Genomic DNA, 25,787 nt, shown 5'->3' with positions numbered 1-25,787 from the left:
TTACGAGGAGTGTAGAGTGAGTGAACTGATTAGTATTGAAACTGAACTTAAAAAGTCCTATCTTGAATACTCTTTAAGCGTTATTATAGGACGAGCGATCCCTGATGTGCGCGATGGTCTTAAACCCGTGCATAGGCGCATTTTGTTCGCTATGCACGAGCTTTCCAATTATTTTAACCGTCCATATAAAAAGTCTGCTCGTGTTGTCGGTGATGTTATTGGTAAATATCACCCACACGGCGATTCTGCTGTATATGATGCTTTAGTCCGCATGGCGCAAGAGTTTTCCATGCGCGATGTTCTTGTCGATGGTCAAGGTAACTTCGGATCTATTGATGGCGACGCTGCGGCAGCAATGCGTTATACAGAAGTCCGCATGTCTCGACTTACAAGTGAATTTCTTGCTGATATTGAAAAAGAAACTGTTTCTTTCCGCCCTAATTACGATAATTCTTTGGAAGAACCCGAAGTTCTACCTACAAAAGTTCCGAATCTTCTTTTAAATGGTTCATCTGGAATTGCTGTTGGCATGGCTACCAATATTCCTCCTCATAATCTTGGTGAATTATGCGATGGATTATTGGTTCTTCTTGATGATCCTGAATGCGATATTAAGCAACTCATCAAATGTATCCCAGGACCAGATTTTCCAACTGGGGCCAGCATTCATGGAGGTAGAGGTCTTATTGAGGCCTATACTACTGGTCGTGGCAGTATTAGAATTCGAGGAAAAGTTGAAGTTGAAGAACGGAAAAAAGGCCATTCATCTATTGTAATTCGTGAAATTCCATATGCTTTAAATAAATCTTCACTTGTTGAAAAAATTGCTGCTCTTGTTAATGACCGTAAAATTGAAGGCGTTTCTGATCTTCGTGATGAATCTGATCGTCGTGGAATCAGGGTTGTTTTAGATCTTAAAAAGGGTTTTATCCCCGATATAATTATCAACGCTTTATATAAATTTACTCCTCTTGAAACATCTTTCGGAATGAATATGCTTGTCGTGGCTGGAAATCGTCCAGCTTTATTAAATTTAAAACAAATTTTAGTGCATTTCCTTAATCATAGGCGAGAAATTGTTCTTGCTAGATCGCGTTTTGATCTCCGCAAATCAGAAGAACGAGCTCATATTCTTGAAGGTTTAAAGATTGCTTTAGACAATATTGACGAAGTTGTCTCGCTTATTCGTGCTTCGAAAACACCGTTAGAAGCTAAAACTCGATTAATTGAAAGATTTTGTCTTTCGGAAAGACAAGCTCAAGCTATTTTGGAAATGCGTTTACAAAGACTTACAAATCTTGAAAGAGATAAATTGCTTGAAGAATATGCTGAACTTTTGAAGTTAATTGAATACCTTAAAAGTATTTTAGAGAATGAAGAAATTTTACTTGGAGTCATCCGAGATGAAATTACAGAATTAAAACAAAAGTTTTCCACCCCACGCCGGACATTAATTCTTGAAGATCTTGAAGGAATTGATATTCTTGATCTAATACCAGATGATGAAGTTGTTATAACCCTTTCCAGACGTGGTTATATAAAACGTACCCGGATGGATAACTATCAACAGCAAAAACGAGGTGGAAAAGGAATTGCTGGTGTGATGACCGGTACCGATGATTTTGTTCAATCCTTTTGTACTACGTCTAATCATCAATCATTACTCTTGTTCACCAACCTTGGTCGCATGTTCCTGCTTCCTGTTCATCAGGTGCCTGAGGCAGGACGGACAGCTCGCGGCGCTCATATTGCCAATCTCCTCCCATTTGATAAGGAGGAATTTATAGCCGCTGCTATGACCTTACGAGAATTTGCTCCCGATCGCCATTTTCTCTTTGTCACCAAACGTGGAATGGTTAAAAAATCTGCTGTTGAGTTATATAAAAATTGTCGAAGTAGTGGACTTATCGCCGTCACTCTACGTCCTACGGATGAATTGCTTGTTGTTAAAGAGATTTCTCCTGACGCTGAAATCTTGTTAGCAACAAAAAATGGATTATCCATACGTTTTAGGGCTCATGATGTAAGGCCCATGGGTCGGGCGGCATCTGGAGTACGTGGTATTGCCTTGCGCGGTGGTGATGAAGTTACCGCCGGAGTCATCTTCTCTGGTTTGGAACGAACGGAAATGCTGGCAATATCTGCTAATGGGTACGGAAAGCGAACCTCTCTTGAACACTATCCTTTACGAAACCGGGGGGGACTTGGTGTAATTAACATGAAGGTGACCCCAAAAACAGGTCCAGTCATCGGCGCGGCCATGGTTAAGCCTGACGATGGGTTATTACTTCTTACTTCTGCAAATAAAATCATTAGATTGAGCATAGGTGATATTAATACCGTTGGCAGAGCGACGCAAGGAGTCATGCTTGTACGCATGGAGGAAGATGATACGGTAATTGGTTTTGATCTTGCTGAAAATACTGACTCTACAGATTTGGAATAATATAGAATGTATTCTTTCCTGCTCCGCTTTTTATTAATATTCTTAATTTTTTTATCTCAAAGTTGTTCGCAAGATAATGATATTGAAAGTAAAATTATTAATAGCGCTAGAACAGCGTATTTAACTGGTGAAAATATAACTTCTGAGGAATTTTATAAAAACTATCTTCAACAATTTCCTAAAGGAAAATACCGATTAGAAGCTTGGGAAAGAATTTATGATATTACTATAAATTTAAGAAAAGATAAGATTAATGCTTTGCCTTTACTTGAGGCAATGCTTCTCGAATTTGCAAATGAAAAACAATTATATCCATCGTTATTGAAAAAGACTGCAGTTTTACAATCTGATTTAAATAATAATGAGTTGTCAATTCAACTGTGGAATAAATATATTGGTCTTGTTGAAATCACTGATATAGAAAAAAATGAAGCTCGAATACAATTGTCTAAGCAATACTTATTTTGTAATAATTTTGATTTGGCCCTTAAAAGTTTGCGCGACTGCAATAAAACAATTGATTTAGATGGTGTTTTTTCTTTGTGTCAGTTGCAAGAAGCACAAGTATTATTTCGATTGAATGAATTTGATGCTGCTTCAGCTTTACTTCTAAATTTAAGGAATTCTTTTCGCAAAAATTCAGATATTTATTTAGAATCGAGTTTTTTGCTTGGAGATATATATGAACTTAAACATGATAGGCCTGCAGCAATAAAGATATTTGAATCAATAGTTGATTCATATCCTAATACTCTTGCTGTTAAAACACGTATTGATAATTTAAAGCGAAATTAATATTATGCAGCCTCATTTTGAATTTGATATTTTTCATAATAAACGTGTGCACGTTGGTATTACCGGCAGTATTTCTGCGTTTAAGATGGTTATGGTTCTTCGGACTTTAATTAAATTCGGAATTCATACAAGTTGTACTTTAACAAAATCTGCTCACCAATTTGTTACACCTCTTTCGTTTCATGCTCTTGGTGTTGATCCTGTTTATTCTGAATTATTTAATCCTTTGGATGACCCTTTTTCACATCTCGCACCTTCACGTACTGCGCAATGCCAGGTTATTTGTCCTGCTACTGCAAATTTTATTGCGAAAATGGCTCATGGTATTGCTGATGATATGTTATCCTGTCAGACCCTTGCGTTTCCACATCAGCAAATAATTGCTCCCGCTATGAATTCGATGATGTGGTCTTCAAAACCAGTTCAGCAGAATATTCAAGTTTTAGCGTCACGTAATATATCCATTCTTTCTCCAAGAGAAGGTTTGCTAGCCTGTGGTGATACTGGACATGGAAAACTCGCAGATGAAAATGATATTTTTTTAGCAATTTTACATGCTCTGAGTCCCCATGATTTATCTGGAAAACGGGTTCTTGTTTGTTTAGGACCTACCCACGAATATTTTGATGTTGCCCGGTATTGGTCAAACCCCTCAACTGGTCTAATGGGTGCCTGTCTGGCCATTGCCGCATGGTTTCGTGGGGCCGATGTTCATGTCGTTCAAGGACCATGTACTTTCTTTTTTCCTGAAAGCATTACGATTACGCCTGTAACTACAGCACATCAAATGTATGAAGCAATGGTTTCTGAATTTCCAAAATTTGACATTATTTGTATGGCTGCCGCAGTAGCAGATTTTTCTCCCGTTCCCTACAGTCAAAGTAAAAATAAATTTAAAAGAGATATAACTGGGAAAACTGCTCCACATATTGAATTTATATCAAACCCTGATATTTTGGCTAAATTAGGATATATTAAATCGCAAAATCAAAAATTGATTGGATTTTGCGCTGAAACAAGTGAATTAAAAATGCATGCTGAAGAAAAACTTCTTAGAAAACAGTGTGATATAATGGTCGCTAATTTTATTGGGCGTGATAATTCTGGTTTTTCATCTACTACCAATGATGTAGAAGTTGTTGATAAACATGGTCGTTACGAAAAATGGCCTGTTCTTCCAAAACCTGAAGTTGCTTGGAGGATTTTAGATTGGACGAATCACGTCTAAACATCCCTGAGTGCTTACGTGCTTGGCATTTTGCAGGCATACGACATTTTTTTATAGAAAAAAAGGAGAAAAGTAATTTTTCTTTGCAGGATCAGCCATCTACTTGGAAAGCACCGTGGTGTGAGTTCTTTTCAAAAGTTCCCCCTACCGCATTCCTTTTTTTTACGTATTATGATTTAGGAAAAGATCTTGCCGGTCTTGGTAATTCTGACAGGAGAACCTTTTGGCGTCGGTTTATCCCTTTTTTTCATCTTCCAAAAGGTTCTATTGCTTTTTGGCCTTTGGCCATTTTCAGTCAATCGACCTATCAGGTACAAATTTCGGATTTTTTTAAAACAATTGCTTTTTTTACTCCATCTCTTGTTGCTTGTTTTGGCGATGACTGCGAACAATCAATCAAGCAAACACTTCCTTTACAAAATATACCACGTCCTAAATTGCTTTTTTTCCCTCATATCGAGCTTCTTTTTCAATCCACTGATCATGAACTTTCTCTCATTTCAAAACAAATTCTTTCTCAATTAATGTCTAGGTAACTTTTTTTATTTTGTAACCTTCAATAATGGTGAGTGATTATGAAAATTCTTGTTACTGGTGCTGCTGGATTTATTGGATATCATCTTTGCCGACGTTTTCTGAAAATGGGTCATACCGTAGTGGGTTTGGACAATCTCAATTCGTATTATTCCGTTCAAATTAAACAAGATCGTTTATCACAACTTCATGAGTATGAACATTTTCAGTTTGCTCAAATTGATCTTGCTGACAAAAAGGCAGTTTTTAAACTTTTTCAAGAAAATGACTTTAGTCATGTCGTCAATTTGGCTGCTCAAGCAGGTGTTCGGTATAGCATCGAAAATCCTGGGGCATATGTTGAAACGAATCTTGTTGGTTTTTCCCACATTCTTGAAGGTTGTCGGCATGGTGGAGTTCGCCATTTGGTTTTTGCCTCTTCCAGCTCTGTATACGGTCTGAATACCAACATGCCTTTTTCTGTTCATAACAATGTTGACCATCCTATCAGTTTATATGCGGCGACAAAAAAATCCAATGAATTGATGGCTCATACGTACAGTTATCTTTACGGCCTGCCTTGCACAGGTTTACGCTTCTTTACAGTTTATGGACCATGGGGAAGACCCGACATGGCGCTTTTTCTCTTTACAAAGGCTATTTTGGAGGGAAAACCCATTACTGTTTTCAATCATGGCAAAATGAGAAGAGATTTTACCTATATTGACGATATTGTTGAAGGCGTGACACGCATTACTGGTAGGACTCCGACAGCAAATCCGGATTGGGATTCGAATGCTCCAGATCCGTCTTCCAGCGTTGCACCGTATAAAATTTATAACATCGGCAACAATAATACCGTTGAGCTTGCCCGTTTTATAGAAGTCATTGAAGAACAACTTGGCAAGAAGGCTGAAAAACAATATTTACCACTACAACCAGGTGATGTTCCCATGACATTTGCCGATGTGGATGATTTGATCGCAGATGTTGGTTTTAAACCATCCACCCCAATTGAAGTTGGAATCGCAAAGTTTATTGAATGGTATCGTGACTATTTCCATGTTTAAGTTGACATGGTGCGCAGATAGTCCATAAAGAATTTGCCACGTTAACCTTTCAGCATTGCTCCACAGGAGATGGGGACGGTCCATGGATTTCTCGACGATCAAGCATGAGATGGCGGTGGTTTTTGAACAGATCACAGCTCGGACCGACGAAGGGCTCTTGCCTGATGAAATCGCTGTGAACAAGTTCTATCGGCTTTGTCAACGAATGCACCAAATTGCTGATGACGTCTGGATCGGAGAGGCTGAGGATTTTTCGCATTTATCCCACCAATTACTTAATGCTGTGAAAAAAAATGATGTAGAGAGCAGCGTCATGCTCGTGGAATCCCTTCAGGACGCTCAGGCATATTGTCACCGAACTTTTCGCGAGTAGGCGACATGTTTCACGTGAAACATTTTCAGGTAATCGTGACGAGGCAAAGTGATCACGGGGTTAGCTCTGGAAGTTTTTAGATTTTAACATGGTTTTGATTCGGTGTGTATGCGCCGGGAGAGGGACATGGCTAGAGTCGTCGTGGTTGCCAATCAGAAGGGTGGAGTGGGGAAGACGACCACTTCTGTGAATCTAGCCGCGTCTCTCGCGGTCATGGAGAAAAAAACGCTTTTAATCGATTGTGACCCGCAAGCGAACGCTTCCAGTGGATTGGGGATCTACTCAGAAAAAACAGCAGAGAATCTGTATACGATTTTATATGAACCTTCGCGGGCGCGTGAGGCGGTTTTAGAGACGGATTTTCCCTTCTTGTCTGTGATGCCCTCAAGTACGGATCTTGTAGCGGCGGAAATCGAATTGGTGGGGAAGTCCAGCCGGGAGTTTTTTCTTCGGGCGGTGGTTCAGGAGTTGGTTGGCGAGTATGAATACATTCTGCTGGACTGCCCCCCCTCCCTGGGCTTGGTGACGTTGAATGCCCTCTGTGCCGCAACCGAGCTGTTGGTTCCCCTGCAATGTGAGTACTATGCCTTGGAGGGAGTCGCGCAGCTTTTACGCACATATGAGTTGGTTCATAAGCGTTTTAATAAAAATCTGTCCTTGCTCGGCGTGCTGCTCACTATGTACGACGGACGGAACAAGCTGAACCGCCATGTGAAGCGTGAAATCTGGAAATGTTTTCCCAAATTGGTTTTCGACACGCTGGTGCCGAGAAACGTCAGGCTTTCCGAGGCCCCGAGCTTCGGAAAGCCTGTTCTTGCCCATGATATCAAGTCGCGCGGTTCCGAGGCGTACCTTTCCCTGGCTCAAGAAGTTGTCCGGCGCGATCCGAATCGTCCGGCCGCTAAAGGGAAGGTGAGGTAGCAGACGAGAGGCCGGGATGTGAAATTAGGATTTATCCACATAGGGCCGACATTCCACGCTCACATGTTTCTTGAAGTGCCGTTTCATGATCCGGGATTTGCAATGAAGGCACTGAAAGGATGCAAGCCCGCCCAGGTTGGCGGCGGTCAGCCAGAATTTGCGGGGGTCATCGGCACGCCAATCATCCGTCGCGGCGCCGCAGTTTTCGCAGACAAGATCATAGGCGGGGGGATAGGTGAAATCCCAATACCCAAGTAACGCCTCCCAGTCTTTCAGGGGTTCGGGAGGCCGTTGGACGACAACAGGCTCGGGATGCATCGCCTGCGTTAGTATCGGCAACACCTCATTCTTGCAGGTTTCCCAGATTTCGGACCCGATAAAGACCCCGAGCGGTTTGCCGGATACGTCGTGGAGCGTGAGGAATTCTTTGGGCGATGAAAACATGAGGTGCTCCTTCAAGGCTTTTGTGTGAAGGACATCGCCTTCAAGCGATGCCTTAGGGTTGTCTTTCATGCGCACCTGAGGGTAAGGTTTCACGGAATACTGTCAAGCTTTTTGGATTGTGCCGTCATATGTGCCGTTGATTGCGGCGATGCTGGCGGCGAGGGAGATCATATGGCGCAATCTGCACGTGGGTTGGGAAGGGGACTTGAGGCTCTTTTAGGTGGCATGGGAGATGCCAAAACGACCAGTGAGGTCATGGAAATTCCGGTTGGGAAGATTCGGCCGAACCCGGAACAACCTCGACGGGAATTTTCCGACGAGGCCATGGCCGACCTGACGCGTTCCATTAAAGAACAAGGCGTGCTGCAACCCGTGATGGTTCGACCCATCAACGATGGGACGCATGACTATGAGATCGTGGCCGGGGAGCGGCGTTGGCGGGCATGCACGGCTGCGGGGCTTGAGGTGATTCCGGCCTTGGTCCGTGAAGTGGATGACGAGCAAAGCCTTGCCCTGGCGCTCATTGAAAATTTACAACGAGAAGACCTCAACCCCATGGAAGAGGCCGCAGGATTTGCCCTGCTTATGAGCCGCTTCGGCGTCACTCAGGAAGAACTGGCTGAGCGAGTGGGGAAAAGCCGGTCGGCTGTCGCCAATACCCTGCGCCTGATGCAGCTTGCCGAACCCATTCGCGCGGATTTGGCCGCAGGGCGCATTTTTGCCGGTCATGCCCGGGCGCTTCTTGCCTTGTCGGAGGAAAAACTTCGTAATGCCCTGTGGGTGCGCATTCTTGAGCTTGGCATGTCGGTGCGGCAGGCCGAAGATATGGCGTCCTACGCCAAAACCCACGGCGCACTGCCCGACTTGGCCAACCCGCCAGAGTGTGCGTCGGTGGAATCCGTAACGGGCGCGGGGGGGGAGAAAAAAGAAAAATCCAAGGCTGAGCGCCGCGCCGCGCCACCCCTGGACCGGCAACTTCACGATTTGCAGCGGGAATTGGAATCCTTGTATGGCGCCAAGGTGCAGATTTCCGGAACCCCCAGTCGGGGACGCATAACCTTTCATTTTGCCTCTGAAGACGCCCGAAAAGAGATCATCGCGCGTCTTGGGCTCACAAGCGGATAGTCGACATGATCCCCTCTTCCCGTATGGAAATGATCGCCAAGGCGGTTCCTGGTTTTACCGGGAAACGCATTCTTGTTTTAGGCGATCTCATGCTGGATCATTATCTCATGGGGGATGTGGAGCGGATATCTCCCGAAGGTCCGGTGCCGGTGGTCCGGGTGCGGAGCGAGGCGCACACCTTGGGTGGGGCGGGGAACGTGGTCAAGAATCTTGCCGCCCTGGGGGCAAGCCCGACGCTTCTGTCCGTGTGCGGGGAGGACGATCCCGGCAAGGCGATCTTGCAGCTTGCGGAACGTGAAGGTCTCGAATCGATCATCGTTCCGGACGGGACGCGGCCGACCACCATCAAAACCCGTATCATCGCGCATAACCAGCAGGTGGTCAGGGTGGATCGGGAAAGCGATGAACCGGTTTCGAGCCGGGTCCGCGACGCGGTCATTCAGGCCATGATTCGACTTATGCCGGGGCACGCCTGCGTGATCGTTTCGGATTACGCCAAGGGACTTGTCTCCCGTCCGATCATCCAGGCGGTTCTGGAGGCGGCGGCCAAATTGTCGCCGAGGCCGCTCGTTCTGGTGGATCCCAAGGTTCCCAACAGGGACATCTATCAGGGGGTGGATCTGCTGACGCCCAACGCTCGAGAGGCCGGAGAGATGGCTGGTTTGCGGTTGACGGGACGAACGGAGATCATCCGGGCCGGACTTGCCATCTTCAAAAAAATTCGCTGCAGATCGTTGGTGATCACCCTGGGCGCTGATGGGATCGCGCTTTTTTCCGGCCCGGGAAATGTTCGCCACATCCCGACCATGGCCCGCAAGGTCTTTGATGTGACCGGTGCGGGCGACACGGTCATCGCGGCTCTGGCCGTCGGTCTCAGTAGTGGTCTCGATCTGCTGGATGCCTGTATATTGGCTAATTATTGCGCAGGGATAGTCGTTGGGCAGGTCGGCAGCGCCACGGTGAGCCAAAAAGACGTGCTGGCCGGACTCGGAGGACAAGCGGAACCTCTCGTTGAGGGGTGGCTTCAGGCCGATCCGTCGTAGGTTGTGTTACAAACGATAACATTTTGAAATAATACAATATACAATCCCAGCGAGTAGGAAAGAAAGGCGGAAAACGATGTCTGATAGGAAACATAGCCAGGGAAGCGGCGATACCTGGACCTGGGATGCCGATCCACGTACGAATACGGCCACGATTGGCGGCGAGGTGGATTTTACGGTCAGTCCGGCTGTCCGTGATCGATTTGTGGCCTTCATCGAGCAGACCAGGGGAGATATGTTTTTGGATCTCGGGAATCTGTCTTATGTGGATAGTTCAGGCTTGGCGGCTTTGATCGAAGGCCGCAAGTTGCTCAAGGCCAAGGGACGTAAAATTACCATCACGGCCATATCGCACCAAGTTCGCAAGCTTTTTGAATTGACGCAGATCGGAGAACTTTTCGGTTTATAGCTACATGTGACCGACATGCGGTGGCCCGATGCTCCGGGTCGCCTGGAGGGGGGGCCGCCGGTGCGAGAGGTCTTGGGCGTCTTTTTCGAGGTGGTCAACGGCCTTGTGCGCTGCCTGTGGCTCTCGATGACGCGGCGCTACCACTCAAAACCCTACCAGCGCGAACGGACCTGGGACCATCTTTCCTGGGTCGGGGCCGATTCCCTTCCCATCGTCAGCATTATTTCAGGATGTACGGGCATCATCTTGGCCCTGCAGGCGGCCATGCAACTCGAGAAGGTCGGCGCGCTAAGCTATGTGGCCAATCTAGTGGGTTTCTCACTGGTCACGGAGCTTGGACCGCTTTTGACCTCCCTCATCCTGGCGGGCCGGGCCGGCGCGGCCTTCACCGCTGAAATAGCCACCATGAAGATATCCGAAGAGATCGATGCCTTAAGTGTTATGGGCATCGATCCGATCCGTTTTTTGATTTGGCCGAAATTTGTCGCCATGCTGGTTATGGCCCCGCTTTTGGCGTTGTGGGCCGATTTCGTAGGCATCATGGCCGGCGGCATTTTTTCTGCGACCGCCCTGGGCTTGAGCGGCAAGGTCTATTTTGAGCAGACCGCCACCTTTTTGCGGGTCAGCGATGTCATGTCGGGCCTGGTCAAGAGTGCGGCCTTCGGCATGGCCATCACCCTCATCAGTTGCACCCAGGGGTTGATGGCCCGCGAAGGTGCGGCGGATGTGGGTAGAAGAACCACCATGGCCGTGGTGCAGTCGATCTTTGTCATGATCCTGCTGGATCTGTTTTTTACGGCGTTAAATTATATTTTACGCTAAATCTCGTCTTTTTTTAGTATGTTAGCATTGGTTGCTCAACAACCAAACGATCCAAAAAGGAAATTTGGACGCTACCTCGGAAGAGGAAACATATCGGTTGCGGAGAAAAGGGGAATGCGTTCACGCAAAAAGCAACGTCGTTAAACGGTGTTTGGCGAAAGACGAAGGAAAGGATCGGAACGAACGTATGCGCAAGCAAGGCAGGCTCAAGGCGCCGGAGATCGTTCTCGAAAACGTCAGTGTCGGCTATGGCGACCGGGTCGTTTTGGAGAACATCACCACGGTGCTCCCAGCCGGGAAGATCAGCGTCATCCTGGGCGGGTCGGGGTGCGGCAAGTCCACGCTTTTGCGCAATATCCTGGGATTGGTCAGCCTGAAAACCGGCCATATCCGGCTCGGTGATTCGGATTTGTATTCCATGAGCCCTCAGGAGGCCATGGCCATGCGCCGCAGGTTGGGGGTGTTGTTCCAGGACGGGGCGCTTTTGGGCTCCATGCCCCTGGGGCAAAACGTGGCCCTGCCGCTTCGCGAACATACCAGCCTGGATGAGGGAATGATCGAGGAAGTGGTGCGCATGAAGCTTAAGCTGGTGGGGCTTGAACCCTTTGTGCAGTATTTTCCTCGCCAATTGTCCGGGGGAATGCGCAAGCGGGCGGGTCTGGCCCGGGCCATGGCCCTTGATCCGGCCATCCTTTTGTGCGACGAGCCAACGTCGGGGCTTGATCCCATCACCTCCGCCGACCTGGACCAGCTCATCTTGGAACTCAAGGCGACCTTTCCCATGACCATTGTGGTCGTCACCCACGACCTTGAGAGTCTTTTCACCATCGCGGATTTTGTGGTGGTGTTGGACAAAGGCAGGATGTTGTTCCAAGGAAGCCTTGCGGAGTTGAAAAAAAATACGGACCCTTTCATCGTCAGATTTCTCGGCCGCATGCCCACGCGGGAAAGCCGGGTCATCACAGCCGGACAGATCGGCCATGCCGGAAGGGCGCCCGATATCGCGGAAAAAACCCTATGAACACCGGCAAGGGGAGCAGCTATGCTCGATGAACGCGGAAAAAAGAAAGAATACGTCAAGGCCTCGCTGACGTTGGCGCTTGGGCTTGGCATCCTGTCCGTGTTCATGGTGATCCTTGGAGGGCATTGGTTTTGGGAAAACCTGGCGACCTATCATGTGCGGTTCGCCACGGTGAAGGATCTGGTGTCGGGGCGGCCGGTCAAATATGGGGGCATGGACATCGGGCGCATCCAAAAGATCGAGCTCGATCCGGACGATCCGCGTCTGATCCGGGTGAGTCTTGGGGTGAAGGAGGATTTTCCCCTGTATCAGGGCACCCAGGCCAGGATCGCCCAGAAGGGTCTGGTTGGCGATTACTATGTCTTTTTGGACCTGCAGGGGGCGCCTGGGCCGCGCATCGAACCGGGAAGCGAGATCCCGGCCGCCCGGACCATGGACATGCAGGAACTGGCGGCCGTGGCCGGGGATATGCTGCAAAGCGTCAAGCCAAAGATCGACGAGATTGCGGACAACATCGAGCGGTTGCTCTCGCCCAAAAACGTGGAGCTGGTCAGCCGCATGCTGGAGCAGGGGCCGCAACTGTTGGCCGAGACCAAGACGGCCGTGGAGTCGTTTCGCACGGATTGGGCGCGGCTTGTGGGCAAGGGCGAGTCCGCCGCAGACGCCCTGGGCAAGACGTTGCAGCGGGCCGAAACGGCCGTGGCGGTGGTGGAGAAGGAATTGACCGTCACGCTGGATGAAATCCGCACTCATACCCAGACGGCAGGCAAGGTGGCCGAGGAACTGCGGGTGAGCCTGGACTACGATCAGCGCCAAGTGGAGAGCATCCTGGAGAATCTCAATCGTACCAGCCGTGATCTCAAGGATCTGACGGCCCGGGTCAAGGAACGGCCCTGGCAGGTCATCAGGCCGCCCAAGGAGGTTTTGCCGTGAACATGTTCATCAAGGCGGCCGCAGCGGCAGGGCTGCTGCTCATGGCCGGGTGTCTGGGCTCTGCGCCTCCGGTGGAGCACTATCTGCGGGTGGAGGCGGCGACCGCCGGATGCGACAAGGGCGCAGGACACGCCACAGCCACGCCTGGCGTCGTGGTGGCCTATATGGACCTGACGGCCCTGGACAACCTGGACCGTCCGGCCGTGCTGGTGGCCAACGGCAGCGTGCTGGCCCCGAGCACCCGGTGGTATTGGGAAGGCGCCCCTCAGGATGTGATGGGGGGTGGGATCATCCGAGCGGTCAATTGCCAGCCCGGGGTGGCCGGGGTGTTGAAATACAGGCCGCGGGTCGAGCATCAGGCCGTGTTGTCGGGCAACGTGACGGCCTTCAACGTCCAACGCAAAAACGGGCTGCGGTTTGTGGCGGGCGTGCGGCTGGAACTCTGGACCAAGGATGCCCGACGGCTGGTGGGATCGCGTGATTTTGCGGTGGAAACCCCCATTGCCTCCGAAACCCCGGAGGCCATCGCCGATGCCGCATCCCGGGCGGTCTCACGTATCGCCGCCGAGGCGGTGGCGTGGTTGACGGCGGGAATGGGCGGGCCCCTGGCGGAGAGCTTCGCGGAGTCGGCCAAGTGAGCTCGTTGCTGGCGGTTTTTGCGGCCATCTCCGAGCAGCGGATTGTCGAGGCCATGCAGCGGGGGGAGTTCGACAATCTCGAGGGCGCCGGGCAAAAGTTGGTCTTCGAGGACGATTCCATGGTTCCGGAAGATTTGCGCATGGCGTATAAGGTCATGAAAAACGCGGGATATCTGCCACCGGAGATACTGGAGGAAAAAGAGATTCTGTCGGCGGCCGACCTGTTGGCCAACGCCCCGGATGAACACGAGCGGTACCTACGCATGCGCAAGCTGCAATGCGTGGTCATGCGGATCAACCAGCGGCGAAATCGACCGGTATATTTGGAGAAAGATGCCGAATACTATGAAAAGGCCGTGTCACGCGTGACGCTCCAAAGCGCGCAGGGGGTGAATGAATGAAAAAAAGTCGTATAAAATACATCCCATATAAAAAATCATGACCGGTTCAAGCGCCAGGACTGTCAAAAAAATTACGGTCAATTCAACGCGTTACGCTTGAAACCCTTCTCAAACAGTCGTATAAAATCCAACCTGGATTCGTGCCGGTACGCAACCAGGGAGTGGGGTCCGCTGGCGCACAGCAGACACAAAAACGCATTTCCCGCCGGAAAAGCGGAGGTACCATGACGGCCTATACCGTACAGATGGAGCAGCTCCCCGGGCTTTTGGCGGCCTGGAGCGAACAATGTCAGGTACACGTCCCCGTGTCCCTGGAAAACGGGTTTTATGATTTCGGGCCCTGGAGGCCGGGCACGGAAATCGCTTTCGAATACGACGTGGCCTACAACCCGCTCAAACGGTTTTTTATGCCGCCGCGCGAGGACATGGTCGTCTTCGACCTGGAGACCTATGCGGCCAAGCCCGTGTTCGCCGCGCCAAACATCCTGCTCTTCGGGGTGCATCCCTACGACGTCAAGGCCGTGACCCAGCTCGACCAGCTTATGGAAAGCGGCAGCGTGGACCAGAACTATTTCTCCCGCCGCGACGCCACGGTGATCTTCGCCCTGACCCCCATGGCCGTGTCCGAGACCGCGTTTTGGGCCTCGGTGGGGGCGGACAAGGTGGACCAGGGGTTCGACCTGTACTGGACAAAGATCGGCCCGGGGACGTTCCATGTGGAGATCGGCTCGGGCAAGGGCGAGGAATTGCTCCTGGCCGCCGGGCCCTTGTCCCCGGCCACGGCCGGAAGCCGCGAGGCCGCGCGCAAGGCCCAGGTGCGGGCCCGAAACCTCGGCCTGCGACGCAAGCTTGACTTTGACTGGCACGAGACGCCCCATGTCATGGGCCGGTCCTGGAACTCCTCCCTGTGGCATCGCAAGGCCGAAAAGTGTCTGGGCTGCGGTTCCTGCAACATCGTCTGTCCCACCTGCTACTGTTTCGACATCCGCGAGGAGGTGGACGAGAAGCTCAAAACCGGCCACCGCTTCCGGGAATGGGACGGCTGCATGTTAAACGGCTTCGCCCTGGTGGCGGGTAATCACAACTTCCGCCCCCAGGCCTCGGAACGCTATCGGCACCGGTATATGCGCAAGGGGAAATACATTTTCGATAAAATAGGGGAGCTTGGCTGCGTGGGCTGTGGGCGGTGCGTGCGGGCCTGCACCAGCAAGATCGCGGACCCGTGCGAGATTTTCAACACCTTGTGGGAGGAAAGCCGCCATGAAATCTAGGACGTTTTCCCCCTATGTGCCTCGCCCGGCCACGCTGGTGTCCAAGTCGGCCCTGTCGGAATTGGTGACCCTGTACGAATTCACCTTGGACAACGGCAAGAACCTGGCCCACAAGCCCGGGCAGTTCATCATGGTGTCTCTCTACGGCGTGGGCGAGGCCCCGTTTTCCATCAGTTCCGCGCCCATCAAGGAATCCAACGTCTTCGAGATCGCCGTGCGCAAGATCGGCGTCGTGACCAAGGCCCTGTCCGAACTGCCCGTGGGCGCCAAGGTGGGCATCCGGGGGCCGTTCGGCACCAGCTTTCCAGTGCATGAGTTCGTGGGCAAGGACACCCTGCTGGTGGCCGGAGGCCTGGGCTATATCCCCATCCGCAGCCTTTTGCATTACCAACTGCGCCACCGCGCGGAATTCGGCCGCATCAGCGTGCTCATCGGCGCCCGGTCCCCCCGGGACCGCATCTTCATCGACCAGATCGAGGCCCTGGCCCGGGGCGGCGACGTAGAGGTTCTGGAGACCGTGGACGTGCCGGACGAAAACTGGAAGGGAAACGTGGGGGTCATCACCACGCTTTTGCCCAAGGCCAGTGTGGAGCCTCAAAACACCCACGTGGCCATGATCGGGCCGCCGGTCATGTACAAGTTCGTGCTGCGCCAGTGCCGGGAGATGGGCATCGCCTCGGATCGCATCTGGGTATCCCTGGAGCGCCGCATGAAATGCGGCCTGGGCAAATGCGGGCATTGTCAGATCAACAGCCTAAACGCCTGCATGGACGGCCCGGTGTTCCGCTATACGGATATCGCAAGCCTGGAAGAGGCCATCTGACGGCCCGGGGAAGGGGCGGTTCGTCCGTCCGTGGATCAGCACGTCCGACCATGAAGCTGTAAAAGAAGGCCCGCCATGGAAACCGCACCGGTTATGATCTCGTCCAACGAAACCTGTCTTTTATCCGCCAAACCACGCATCGCCTTTTTCGATTTTGCGGGGTGTGAGGGCGACCAACTCCAGATCGCCAACCTGGAGGAAAAGCTGCTGGACATCCTGGCCCATGTGGAGGTGGTCAGCTTCCGGGAGATCAAGACCGGACATGGAGACGATTACGACATCGCCTTTGTGGAAGGGTCCATCACCCGGCCCGAGGATGAGGAACGCATCAGGGACATCCGGTCCAAGGCCAAGGTGCTGGTGGCTTTGGGGGCCTGTGCGGCCATTGGCGGCATCAACTGCCTGAAAAATTTCATGGGCGAGGCTTTTTATCGTGACGTGGTCTACGGGCCCCAGGCCGGGTGGTACAAGACCTACGCGGCCCGGCCCCTCTCCGCCGTGGTTCAGGTTGACGCCGAGATACCGGGCTGTCCCATCGACCGTCTGGAGTTCGCCCGGGTGGTCAAGGAACTCCTTCTTGGCCGCACCCCCTGGCTGCCGGACTATCCGGTCTGCGTGGAATGCAAGATGGCCGGAAACATCTGCCGCTTCGACATGGGCAAGATGTGTCTGGGCATCATCACCCGGGCCGGGTGCGGGGCCTGTTGCGTCACCGAGGGGGCCCACTGCTGGGGATGCCGGGGGCTTTTTCCCACGGCCAACCTGGACGCGGCCCGCCAGGTCATGGACCGGGCCGGGTTCGACCGGCGACAGGTCCAGGATCTCATGCGTTTTTTCCTGGGCGACACCAAGGCTGGGCTGTAGTCCGGCCGTCGAGGGTGGCGCGCGACATTGCAAACCGATTTCCCACCGCGAGGAACGACCATGGCCAAGGCAGCCAAGGAAAGGGCCGTGAGTACGGCCAAAAAGATCAATGTCCACTATCTGACCCGGGTGGAAGGCCACGGCAACATCATCGCCGAGGTGGACGAGGCCGGGACCGTGACCGCCTGCCGCTGGGAGGTGCCTGAGGCCCCGCGTTTTTTCGAGGCCATGATGCTCGGGCGCTCCTATCACGATGTCCACCACATCGCCTCGCGCATCTGCGGCATCTGCTCCATCGGCCATCAGTTGGCCTCGCTCCAGGCCACGGAAGAGGCCCTGGGGGTCATGGTCTCGGAGCAGACGCTGATTCTGCGCAAGCTGGCCCTGCATGGCGAGAACATCCAAAGCCATCTGCTGCATGTCGGTTATCTGGTGCTGCCCGATCTCCTGGGGGTGGACTCGGTGATCCCCCTGGCCTCCACCCATCGCGAGGAGCTGTTGCATCTGGTCAAGTCCCGGGCCATGTCCAACGAGTTCTGCCGTCTGGTGTCCGGACGCACCACCCATCCCCAGCGGCTCATGGTCGGCGGCATGGCCAAGCTGCCCACCGAAGAGGATCTCCTCAAACTTCGGGAGATTCTGACCGGGGCCGTACCCGAGATGCAGGCCGTGGTGGATCTCTTCGCCGCAGTCAAAGGCAATTTTCCGGACTTCACCCGGGAGACGGAATACGTGGGCCTGTCCTCCCCTTCCGAATACGGCCTGTATTGGGGCGAGGTGGCCTCGACGGCCGCCCCGAGGCGTCCGGCCGCGCTCTACCAGGACGTGGCCCGGGAATACTGCGTGCCCGGGTCCACGGCCAAGTGGTCCAAGGGTGCAGAGGGGGCGTACATGGTCGGGGCCCTGGCCAGGTTCAACATCAATAGCGGCCAGCTCAACGCCTCTGGTCGCGCGGCGGCGGAAAAGCTTGGCCTGAAGGCTCCGTGTTACAATCCGTATTACATGTCGCTTGCGCAAATCGTCGAGGTTGTCCATTCGATTGAAGATGCGATATCGCTTACGGACAGGCTTCTGGAGCGCGGGGTACAGGCCGAAAAGCCCCAGACCGTGCGGTGTACGGCGGGACGCGGCGTGGGCGCGGTGGAGGTGCCGCGCGGTCTTTTATTCCATGCCTACGAATACGACGAAAACGGCCGGGTGACCCACGCCGACTGCGTGATTCCCACCAACCAGAACCATGCCAACATCCAAAAGGATCTGGAGGCCCTGACCCCGCTGATCGCCCGGGAGGACAAGGCCGCCGTGGAGCTCAAGCTCAGCATGCTGGTGCGGGCCTACGACCCGTGCATCTCCTGCTCCACGCACCGTTTGGACCTGTCTGAGGGGGAGGGGCTGGTACGGTTCGTCCCAGCCGGGAAAAGCGAGGCGAAGTAAGGTCTTTTCCGTGTGCGGCCGGGGCGGGAGGGCCCTTGTCGCACGGTACGGCCGGGGTCCGCTGACGCCTGGGCGAATAGTGGCGTGTTGCGCCGTTTTTGCGCGTCTGGTCGGCGTCTGAGCCGGGCGTCGGGTCTGTAGGCTCTTGCCTAAATCAACCCTTCTGTGGAATCCTTCCCCTCCCGTGACGCGTTTGCGCCGAAACACCGTCCCGCCAAAGGAGGACGATCCGACATGCGTGGAAAACTCATGACCCAGGGGCTGGAAAAGGCCCCGCATCGCTCGCTTTTACATGCCCTGGGGCTGACCCGAGAGGAAATGAACCGCCCCTTGATCGGGGTGGTCAACGCCGCCAACGAGATCATTCCCGGCCATATCCACCTGAACACCCTGGCCGACGCGGTCAAGGCCGGAATCCGCATGGCCGGGGGAACGCCCATGGCCTTTCCGGCTATCGGGGTCTGCGACGGACTGGCCATGAACCACGCGGGCATGCGCTTTTCCCTGCCCAGCCGGGAAATCATCGCCGATTCCATCGAGATCATGGCCTCGGCCCATCCCTTCGACGCCCTGGTCATGATCCCCAACTGCGACAAGATCGTCCCGGCCATGCTCATGGCCATGCTGCGCCTGGACATCCCGGCCATCATGGTCAGCGGCGGCCCCATGCTGCCGGGCAGATCCCGGGGCAAAAGCTGCGATCTGATCACCGTGTTCGAGGCCGTGGGCAAGGTCAGCCGGGGCCAGATGGAGGCGGAGGAGCTGGCCGAACTGGAAGAGTCGGCCTGCCCGGGCTGCGGCTCCTGCGCGGGCATGTTCACGGCCAATTCCATGAACTGTCTGTCCGAGAGCATCGGCCTGGCCCTGCCCGGCAACGGGACCATTCCGGCCGTCTCGGCCGCCAGGGTTCGTCTGGCCAAAAAGGCGGGCATGCAGATCATGGAGCTTTTGGCCAAAAAGATCACCCCGCGCATGATCGTCACCGAAAAAAGCGTCCACAACGCCATGGCCATGGACATGGCCCTGGGCTGCTCCACCAATACCGTGCTGCACCTGCCGGCCATTTTCGCCGAGGCCGCCCTGGATGTGGACCTGACGGCCTTCGACGCGGTCAGCCGCACGACCCCCAACCTGTGCAAGCTGTCCCCGGCCGGACACCATTACCTGTCCGACCTGGATCAGGCCGGGGGGATACCGGCGGTCATGGGGGCCCTGGCCGGGATGGGGCTCATTCACTTGGACGCCCTGACCGTGACCGGCAAGACCGTGGGGGAAAATCTGGCGGACGTGAAGGCCTGCGTGAAGGATCCGGACGTCATCCGGGTAGACAATCCCTACAGCCCCGAGGGCGGCATCGCCATTTTGCGCGGCAACCTGGCCCCGGACGGCGGGGTGGTCAAGCAATCGGCCGTGGCCCCGTCCATGATGCGCCGCACGGGACCGGCCCGGGTCTTCGACAGCGAGGAGGCGGCCATTCCGGTGATCCTGGCCGGAGGGATCAAGCCCGGGGACGTGGTGGTCATCCGCTATGAAGGCCCGAAAGGGGGCCCGGGCATGCGCGAGATGCTCTCGCCCACCTCGGCCATCATGGGCATGGGCCTGGGCGGCGAGGTGGCCCTTCTGACCGACGGCCGTTTCAGCGGCGGCACGCGCGGCGCGGCCATCGGCCATATCTCCCCCGAGGCGGCCGAGGGCGGATCCATCGCCCTGGTGGAAGAGGGCGACCTCATCGAGATCGACATTCCGAACCGGGTGTTGGCCCTCAAGGTGTCCGACGAGGAACTGGCCAGACGCCGGGCGGCCTGGACCCCCAAACTCAAAAAAATCGATTCGCCGTTTCTGAGGCGCTATGTGAAGACGGTCATGTCTGCGGCCCATGGCGCACGCCACAAAAACGATTGAGGCAAAAAAGGGTCGCGGGGCTGCACGGGCGCGGCGCCGCGACCCGTCTGCGGGACAGGACGCAAACGGGGAAACATGGCCAGGCTTTTGCTTCTCGATGATGACGCGGTGTTTCGCGAAACCATGAGTCGCGTGTTGACGCGCATGGGCCATGACGTGGCCTGTGCGGAAAACCTCAAAGAGGGGCGCATCCGGCTGTGGGCCGAACGCCCCGACGTGGTGTTCCTGGATCTGCGCCTGCCCGACGGGCACGGGCTGTCGCTTATGCCCGACTTGAAGCAGGGCCTGGACGCGCCCGAGGTCATCATCGTCACCGGCGAGGAAGACCCCCAGGGCGCGGAACTGGCCATCAAAAGCGGGGCCTGGGATTATCTGCAAAAGCCCGTGACCCCGGCCTCCCTGGCCCTGCCCCTGGCCCGGGCCCTGGAATACCGGGCCCAAAAGGCCGCCAAGCGGCCCCGGGCCGTGCTCAAGCGCGAGGGCATCGTGGGCGGCAGCCGGGCCATCGAGGAATGCCTGGAACTGGTGGCCCAGGCCGCCGAGTCCGATGCCGGGGTCCTGGTCACGGGGGAGACGGGAACGGGCAAGGAGCTTTTCGCCCGGGCCATTCACGCCAATTCCTTGCGCGCCAACAGCAATTTCGTGGTGGTGGACTGCGCCGCGCTTCCCGAGACCCTGGTGGAGAGCGTGCTGTTTGGCCACGTCAAGGGCGCGTTTACCGGAGCGGACCGGGACCGGGACGGCCTTTTCCGTCTGGCCGACGGAGGCACCCTGTTCCTGGACGAGATCGGGGAACTGTCCCCGGCCATTCAGAAGGTGTTTTTGCGGGTGCTCCAGGACGGCCGGTTTCGGGCCGTGGGGGCCAAGCACGAATCCCAGAGCGATTTCCGGCTGGTGGCGGCCACCAACCGCGATCTGGGCATCATGGCCGAGCGGGGGGGCTTTCGGGAGGATCTGTTGTATCGCCTGAAAACCATGGTCATCTCCCTGCCGCCGCTACGTACCCGTCCCGAGGATATCAAACCCCTGGCCATCCATCACATGAACCGGCTGTGCGAACGCTACCGCATCCACACCAAGGGGTTTTCCGAGGAGTTTTTTGCGGCCCTGGCGACCCATGCCTGGCCCGGAAACGTGCGGGAGTTGTTTAATACCCTGGAGCGCGTGCTGTTGCAGCACCGGGACCAGCCCGTGCTCTATCCCATGCATCTCCCGGACGATATCCGCATCCGGGCCATTCGGGCCGGGGGGCGGCCGGGCGCGGCCACCCCCCCCGAGCCGGAAGCGGGCAGGGCGGGTCGGAACTTCCCTGCCGAGGCAAGGGGCGGCGGAATGTCCGGTGAGGGCCTGCACGACCGACAAAGCGATGCCCGGGGCGGTTCCCTCGCCTGGCAAAGCCGCGGGACCGGGGCCGAAAGCGGCCAGTCCGCGCCCATAAGCGCCTGGAAAAAGTATCGCCGCATGGCCCTGGAAGAGGCTGAACACCGGTATCTTCGGGAGCTTGTGGCCGCCGCAGGGGGGAACGTGACCAGGGCCTCGGCCCTGTCGGGGCTTTCGCCCTCGCGGCTGTACGATCTTTTACGCAAATACGGCCTGGCCACCCGGTAGCAGGGCTCCATTTTTTCAGGAAGAAGTGGTGAAAAACCGGAATAGTGTTGCGGCGGTGCGTGCGGTTATGGTGCAAAGAAAAAGCGGAACAAGCTATCATGCTTGAATAATGAGTTATTTAGCTGGTTGGGCAGGCATGTGCTGGGTGGTACGATTTTTGGATTATAAAAAACAAGAGCAGACAATACCTCCCTATTGTTCTGACCTCTCCTTCAACTCCTGCGCGGGGGCCTTCACGGCCCCCCACCTTTTTTTAAGACCGCCTCCCGGAGGCTATGTTTCCGGCCCGAGTTGGCGTATGGCTCTTTAAGCCCGTGACGGGCGAACCCATGTCCACCAAAAAGCTCCTTTCCCCCCTGGCTCTGCCCATCTACGTCTTCGCCGCCGCCATATTTCTCGGCGCGGCGCTGCTGTGCAGCCCCGTCAGCCATGCCGGGGCGGACGTCTCCTTCCTCGACGCCCTGTTCACCGCCACCTCGGCCACCTGCGTCACCGGTCTGGTCGTGGTGGACACAGGCACGGCCTTTTCCACCTTCGGCCAGGTGGTCATCCTGCTGCTCATCCAACTCGGGGGCCTGGGCATCATGACCTACGCCAGCCTTTTTTTTTATTTGTGGCGGCGGCGGGTCTCCCTCACCGACCATATCGCCGTGGGTCAAAGCCTGATGCAGGATCCGTCCTTTCATCTGGGGCATTTTCTGTTGCGGGTTCTGGCCTGCGTCGTGGTCATCGAAAGCCTCGGCGCCCTGGTGCTGCACCTTCTCGACCCCCAGGGCTTTTCCCAGTTCTCGGCCGTGTTTCATTCCGTATCGGCCTTTTGCAACGCCGGATTCGGCCTTTTTCCCGACAGCCTCATGGGCTACCGGGGGAAGGTGGGGGTCAATCTGGTCATCATGGCCCTGATCATCCTGGGGGGGCTCGGTTTTACGGTTCTCGTGGAGATGTACCGCCTGGGACGGGAACGCCTGCGCCCCCGGGAACGGCTGGTTCCCCGCCGCAATCTCAGCTGGTATTCCCGCACGGTCCTGTCCACCAGCGCCTTTTTGATTATTTTGGGGGCGATCCTGCTGTTTGTCGGCGAAATGAACACCGGTTCGGCCGGACCGGACAAGGGCGACGCCGTGCTGGCCGCCCTGTTCCAGTCCGTCACCTGCCGCACCGCCGGCTTCAACACCCTGGACATCGGGCATATGGGCGAGGCCTCCCTGGTCATCATGATCCTTTTGATGTTCATAGGCGGCTCGCCGGGTTCCTGCGCCGGGGGAATCAAGACCACCACCTTCCGGGTGCTGGCCGCCTTCGGCCGGGCCCAGATGCGCGGCGGCAGGCAGGCGGTCATCGGCCGTTTCGCCGTGGATGAGGGCGCCCTGAACCGGGCTCTGACCCTGACCATCTTCGCCTTGGGGCTTGTGCTCGTGGCCCTGCTTGTGCTGTGCTTCACCGAGGGGGCCACCATGGCCCATCATCTGGCCCCGGGGCGATTCATGGATATTTTGTTCGAGGTGGTTTCGGCCTTCGGCACCGTGGGGCTTTCCACGGGATTGACCCCGCATCTCACGCCCGCCGGGAAGATCGTGGTCATCGTGCTGATGTTTGTCGGGCGGCTTGGCCCCATCGTGTTTTTATCCGTGCTCCAGGGGCTCCAGGAGCGGCCGCGCTACCAGTGGCCGGAGCAGGGCATGCTCATCGGATAGCCGTCCCCGGCGTCGGCGTGTCGGCGCGTCGACGGGCGGACATGTCTCCCGGCCCGGGATTTTTCCGGAGAAAAGGCGAGGACAAAAGTCATGGCCGTCATGCAGATCGGCATTATCGGATTGGGGAAATTCGGCTATTACCTGGGCAAGAATCTCATGGGCATGGGGCATCAGGTGCTCGGCCTGGACGCCGACCCGGAAAAGGTGCGGAACGCCCAAAGCGTCCTCACCCAGGTTTATCAGTTGGAGGCCTCGGATAAAAAGGCCCTGGAACAGATCCGGGTTGCGGACATGGCCCATGTGGTGGTCAGCGTGGGGCACTCCATGGAGGCCAGCATCCTCATCTCCCTGTACCTCAAGGAGCTTGGGGCGCCGAAAATCTGGGTCAAGGCCGTGTCCACGGACCACGAGAAGATTTTGCGCCGCATCGGCGTGGACGAGGTGTTCATCCCCGAACGCTACGCCGCCAAGCAACTGGCCCACAGGCTGGTCAACCCGGGGCTGATTGAGTTTCTGCCCATGGACCAGCAGGTGGCCATCAAGGAGCTGACCGTGGAGGCCTGGGCCGGGAAGACCCTGCGGCAACTGGCCCTGACCAACACCTTTGGGGTCCAGGTCATCGCCTACCGCCTGCAGGGTGAGAAAAACTACAGCTATATTCCCAAGGCCGACGAGCCCCTGCGCCAGGGCGATTTCCTGGTGGTGGTGGGCAATGAAAAAAAACTGGGCGACCTGAAACCCTAGCGCCGCCGCAGCCCGTCCGGGAAGGGGAATTCCCGAAGGCATCGCCTCCGGTTATGCCCGGGCCGATGTTTCCCTGGCATTGGTTTATCAATCTTAACAAGCACATGGCATTGTTCGCCAGCATCGCGAACAGGCCACCAGGACATCTCCATGCGATTCGTTGATGAGGCGGTGATCACCGTCAGATCGGGCAAGGGCGGGGCCGGAAGCATCTCCTTCAGGCGGGAAAAATTCGTTCCCCTGGGAGGCCCCGACGGCGGCGACGGCGGCAAGGGCGGCGACATGGTCTTTCGGGCCTCGGACAACCTGCTTACCCTCTACGATCTGCGCCTGAAGCGCGTCTACGGGGCCAAAAACGGCAAGGGCGGCATGGGGCAGCAGCGCTATGGGGCCGCCGGGCCGGATCTGGTGGTGGATGTGCCCACGGGCACCCAGATTTACGAGATCGCCGAGGACGGCGCGGAAACCCTGGCCGTGGACTTGGTGCGAAACGGCCAGACCTGGATCGCCTGCCAGGGCGGCCGCGGCGGCAAGGGCAACATGCATTTCGCCTCGGCCACCATGCGCGCCCCCCGGTTCGCCCAGCCCGGAGAGCCCGGCGAGGAAAAGAAACTGCGCCTGGAGCTCAAGGTGCTGGCCGACATCGGCATCATCGGCCTGCCCAACGCCGGAAAATCCACGCTCATCGCCGCCGTGTCCCACGCCAAGCCCAAGATCGCACCCTATGCCTTCACCACCCTGTCCCCCAACCTGGGGGTCATCGAGGACGCCGAGGGCCGGCGGGTCGTCATGGCCGACATCCCCGGGCTCATCGAGGGCGCCCACCAGGGGTTGGGGCTGGGGCACCAGTTCCTCAAGCATGTGGAGCGCACCAAGGCCCTGGTGCACCTCATGAGCGTGGAGGACATCAACCTGGAAGACCCCATGGCCGGTTTTGCCGTGGTGGACGAGGAACTGGCCCGCTTCGACCCGAAACTGGCCGAACGGCCGCAGATTCGGGTCTTGAACAAGATCGATCTGCTGGACGCCGAAACGCTGGCCGCCCTGCGGGCCGCCGTGCCCGGCGAGGCCTTGCTGGCGTCGGCCCGGGACCGGATCGGCCTCGACGCGGTGCTTTTGGCCATGAGCGGGATGGTCTATCCGGAAGGGGAGGAGGGGGAGGGATAAGAGATTTTCCGGGGGGAACTTTTTTGGAAAAAAATTCCCCCCGGACCCCCTTCAAAAAACTTCGACGCGCTTCGCGTCCGTGTTCGGGAGAGAGCATT

At 55.6% G+C, this 25,787-nt stretch carries 25 protein-coding genes; 24 read left to right on the top strand and 1 reads right to left on the bottom strand.

The window, feature by feature from the left end:
• The first annotated feature begins 16 nt into the window (after positions 1–16).
• From gyrA to V3572_RS14380, 7 genes are all read left to right on the top strand, one after another.
• A complete protein-coding gene (gene gyrA / locus V3572_RS14410) occupies positions 17–2,446 on the top strand; it encodes a DNA gyrase subunit A (RefSeq protein WP_332111713.1) in 2,430 nt (809 codons plus the stop codon).
• A gap of 6 nt (positions 2,447–2,452) precedes the next feature.
• Positions 2,453–3,241, top strand: a complete 789-nt coding sequence (locus V3572_RS14405) for a tetratricopeptide repeat protein (RefSeq protein ID WP_332111712.1) — start codon at positions 2,453–2,455, stop codon at positions 3,239–3,241.
• 4 nt (positions 3,242–3,245) lie between these two features.
• Positions 3,246–4,469 carry a bifunctional phosphopantothenoylcysteine decarboxylase/phosphopantothenate--cysteine ligase CoaBC gene (gene coaBC, locus V3572_RS14400; RefSeq protein ID WP_332111711.1) on the top strand — a complete coding sequence of 408 codons (1,224 nt, stop codon included), beginning with the start codon at positions 3,246–3,248 and terminating at the stop codon, positions 4,467–4,469.
• The gene (locus V3572_RS14395; protein ID WP_332111710.1) at positions 4,451–5,005 is read left to right on the top strand and encodes a hypothetical protein; all 555 of its coding nucleotides are present in this window, start codon (positions 4,451–4,453) and stop codon (positions 5,003–5,005) included. Before coaBC ends, V3572_RS14395 begins: the two co-directional genes overlap by 19 nt.
• Before the next feature lie 39 nt (positions 5,006–5,044).
• Positions 5,045–6,052, top strand: a complete 1,008-nt coding sequence (locus V3572_RS14390) for an NAD-dependent epimerase (RefSeq protein ID WP_332111709.1) — start codon at positions 5,045–5,047, stop codon at positions 6,050–6,052.
• An 82-nt stretch (positions 6,053–6,134) separates the two neighbouring features.
• Entirely contained in the window at positions 6,135–6,425 is a 291-nt protein-coding gene (locus V3572_RS14385; RefSeq protein ID WP_332111708.1) for a GAK system XXXCH domain-containing protein, read from the top strand.
• A gap of 126 nt (positions 6,426–6,551) precedes the next feature.
• A complete protein-coding gene (locus V3572_RS14380) occupies positions 6,552–7,346 on the top strand; it encodes a ParA family protein (protein WP_332111707.1) in 795 nt (264 codons plus the stop codon).
• A 24-nt stretch (positions 7,347–7,370) separates the two neighbouring features.
• Here V3572_RS14380 and V3572_RS14375 read toward each other — a convergent pair whose 3' ends face one another.
• A complete protein-coding gene (locus tag V3572_RS14375) occupies positions 7,371–7,790 on the bottom strand; it encodes a hypothetical protein (RefSeq protein WP_332111706.1) in 420 nt (139 codons plus the stop codon).
• 171 nt (positions 7,791–7,961) lie between these two features.
• On the opposite strand from V3572_RS14375, the gene V3572_RS14370 reads away from it, so the two are divergent.
• The 17 genes from V3572_RS14370 to obgE all read left to right on the top strand — a co-directional run bounded on the left by V3572_RS14370 (position 7,962) and on the right by obgE (position 25,689).
• Entirely contained in the window at positions 7,962–8,915 is a 954-nt protein-coding gene (locus tag V3572_RS14370) for a ParB/RepB/Spo0J family partition protein (protein WP_332111705.1), read from the top strand.
• 5 nt (positions 8,916–8,920) lie between these two features.
• Positions 8,921–9,958: a D-glycero-beta-D-manno-heptose-7-phosphate kinase gene (gene rfaE1, locus V3572_RS14365; protein WP_332111704.1), complete on the top strand. Its 1,038-nt coding sequence runs from the start codon at positions 8,921–8,923 to the stop codon at positions 9,956–9,958.
• Between the two features lie 76 nt (positions 9,959–10,034).
• Complete coding sequence (locus tag V3572_RS14360) at positions 10,035–10,367, top strand: STAS domain-containing protein (RefSeq protein WP_332111703.1); 333 nt, start codon at positions 10,035–10,037, stop codon at positions 10,365–10,367.
• Positions 10,368–10,382: 15 nt separating this feature from the next.
• A complete protein-coding gene (locus tag V3572_RS14355; protein ID WP_332111702.1) occupies positions 10,383–11,189 on the top strand; it encodes an MlaE family ABC transporter permease in 807 nt (268 codons plus the stop codon).
• Positions 11,190–11,376: 187 nt separating this feature from the next.
• Positions 11,377–12,210, top strand: coding sequence for an ABC transporter ATP-binding protein (locus V3572_RS14350; protein ID WP_332111701.1), 834 nt, complete (start codon positions 11,377–11,379; stop codon positions 12,208–12,210).
• A 21-nt stretch (positions 12,211–12,231) separates the two neighbouring features.
• On the top strand, positions 12,232–13,143 hold the full coding sequence (locus V3572_RS14345) for an MlaD family protein (RefSeq protein WP_332111700.1): 912 nt from the start codon (positions 12,232–12,234) through the stop codon (positions 13,141–13,143).
• Positions 13,144–13,145: 2 nt separating this feature from the next.
• Positions 13,146–13,781 carry an ABC-type transport auxiliary lipoprotein family protein gene (locus V3572_RS14340; RefSeq protein ID WP_332111728.1) on the top strand — a complete coding sequence of 212 codons (636 nt, stop codon included), beginning with the start codon at positions 13,146–13,148 and terminating at the stop codon, positions 13,779–13,781.
• On the top strand, positions 13,778–14,182 hold the full coding sequence (locus V3572_RS14335; RefSeq protein WP_332111699.1) for a DnaJ family domain-containing protein: 405 nt from the start codon (positions 13,778–13,780) through the stop codon (positions 14,180–14,182). The genes V3572_RS14340 and V3572_RS14335 overlap by 4 nt, the downstream gene beginning before the upstream one ends.
• Before the next feature lie 224 nt (positions 14,183–14,406).
• Complete coding sequence (locus tag V3572_RS14330) at positions 14,407–15,453, top strand: 4Fe-4S dicluster domain-containing protein (RefSeq protein ID WP_332111698.1); 1,047 nt, start codon at positions 14,407–14,409, stop codon at positions 15,451–15,453.
• Positions 15,443–16,276: an FAD/NAD(P)-binding protein gene (locus tag V3572_RS14325; protein ID WP_332111697.1), complete on the top strand. Its 834-nt coding sequence runs from the start codon at positions 15,443–15,445 to the stop codon at positions 16,274–16,276. Before V3572_RS14330 ends, V3572_RS14325 begins: the two co-directional genes overlap by 11 nt.
• A 75-nt stretch (positions 16,277–16,351) precedes the next feature.
• On the top strand, positions 16,352–17,140 hold the full coding sequence (locus V3572_RS14320) for a hypothetical protein (protein WP_332111696.1): 789 nt from the start codon (positions 16,352–16,354) through the stop codon (positions 17,138–17,140).
• A gap of 87 nt (positions 17,141–17,227) precedes the next feature.
• Positions 17,228–18,574 (top strand): Ni/Fe hydrogenase subunit alpha, encoded by a 1,347-nt coding sequence (locus V3572_RS14315; protein WP_332111695.1) that lies wholly within the window; start codon positions 17,228–17,230, stop codon positions 18,572–18,574.
• Positions 18,575–18,808: 234 nt separating this feature from the next.
• The gene (gene ilvD, locus V3572_RS14310; protein WP_332111694.1) at positions 18,809–20,476 is read left to right on the top strand and encodes a dihydroxy-acid dehydratase; all 1,668 of its coding nucleotides are present in this window, start codon (positions 18,809–18,811) and stop codon (positions 20,474–20,476) included.
• A gap of 75 nt (positions 20,477–20,551) precedes the next feature.
• Positions 20,552–22,084 (top strand): sigma-54-dependent transcriptional regulator, encoded by a 1,533-nt coding sequence (locus V3572_RS14305; protein ID WP_332111693.1) that lies wholly within the window; start codon positions 20,552–20,554, stop codon positions 22,082–22,084.
• A gap of 329 nt (positions 22,085–22,413) precedes the next feature.
• Positions 22,414–23,778: a TrkH family potassium uptake protein gene (locus V3572_RS14300; RefSeq protein ID WP_332111692.1), complete on the top strand. Its 1,365-nt coding sequence runs from the start codon at positions 22,414–22,416 to the stop codon at positions 23,776–23,778.
• 90 nt (positions 23,779–23,868) lie between these two features.
• Positions 23,869–24,522, top strand: a complete 654-nt coding sequence (locus V3572_RS14295; RefSeq protein WP_332111691.1) for a potassium channel family protein — start codon at positions 23,869–23,871, stop codon at positions 24,520–24,522.
• Between the two features lie 150 nt (positions 24,523–24,672).
• Positions 24,673–25,689 (top strand): GTPase ObgE, encoded by a 1,017-nt coding sequence (gene obgE / locus V3572_RS14290; RefSeq protein WP_332111690.1) that lies wholly within the window; start codon positions 24,673–24,675, stop codon positions 25,687–25,689.
• Positions 25,690–25,787 lie beyond the last annotated feature (98 nt).

It is taken from the genome of Desulfolutivibrio sp., from assembly GCF_036584575.1.
In the GTDB taxonomy this organism is placed as follows: Bacteria; Desulfobacterota; Desulfovibrionia; order Desulfovibrionales; family Desulfovibrionaceae; genus Desulfolutivibrio.
Note: the sequence above shows the minus strand (reverse complement) of the source record. Positions and strands in the feature narration are given on the sequence as shown.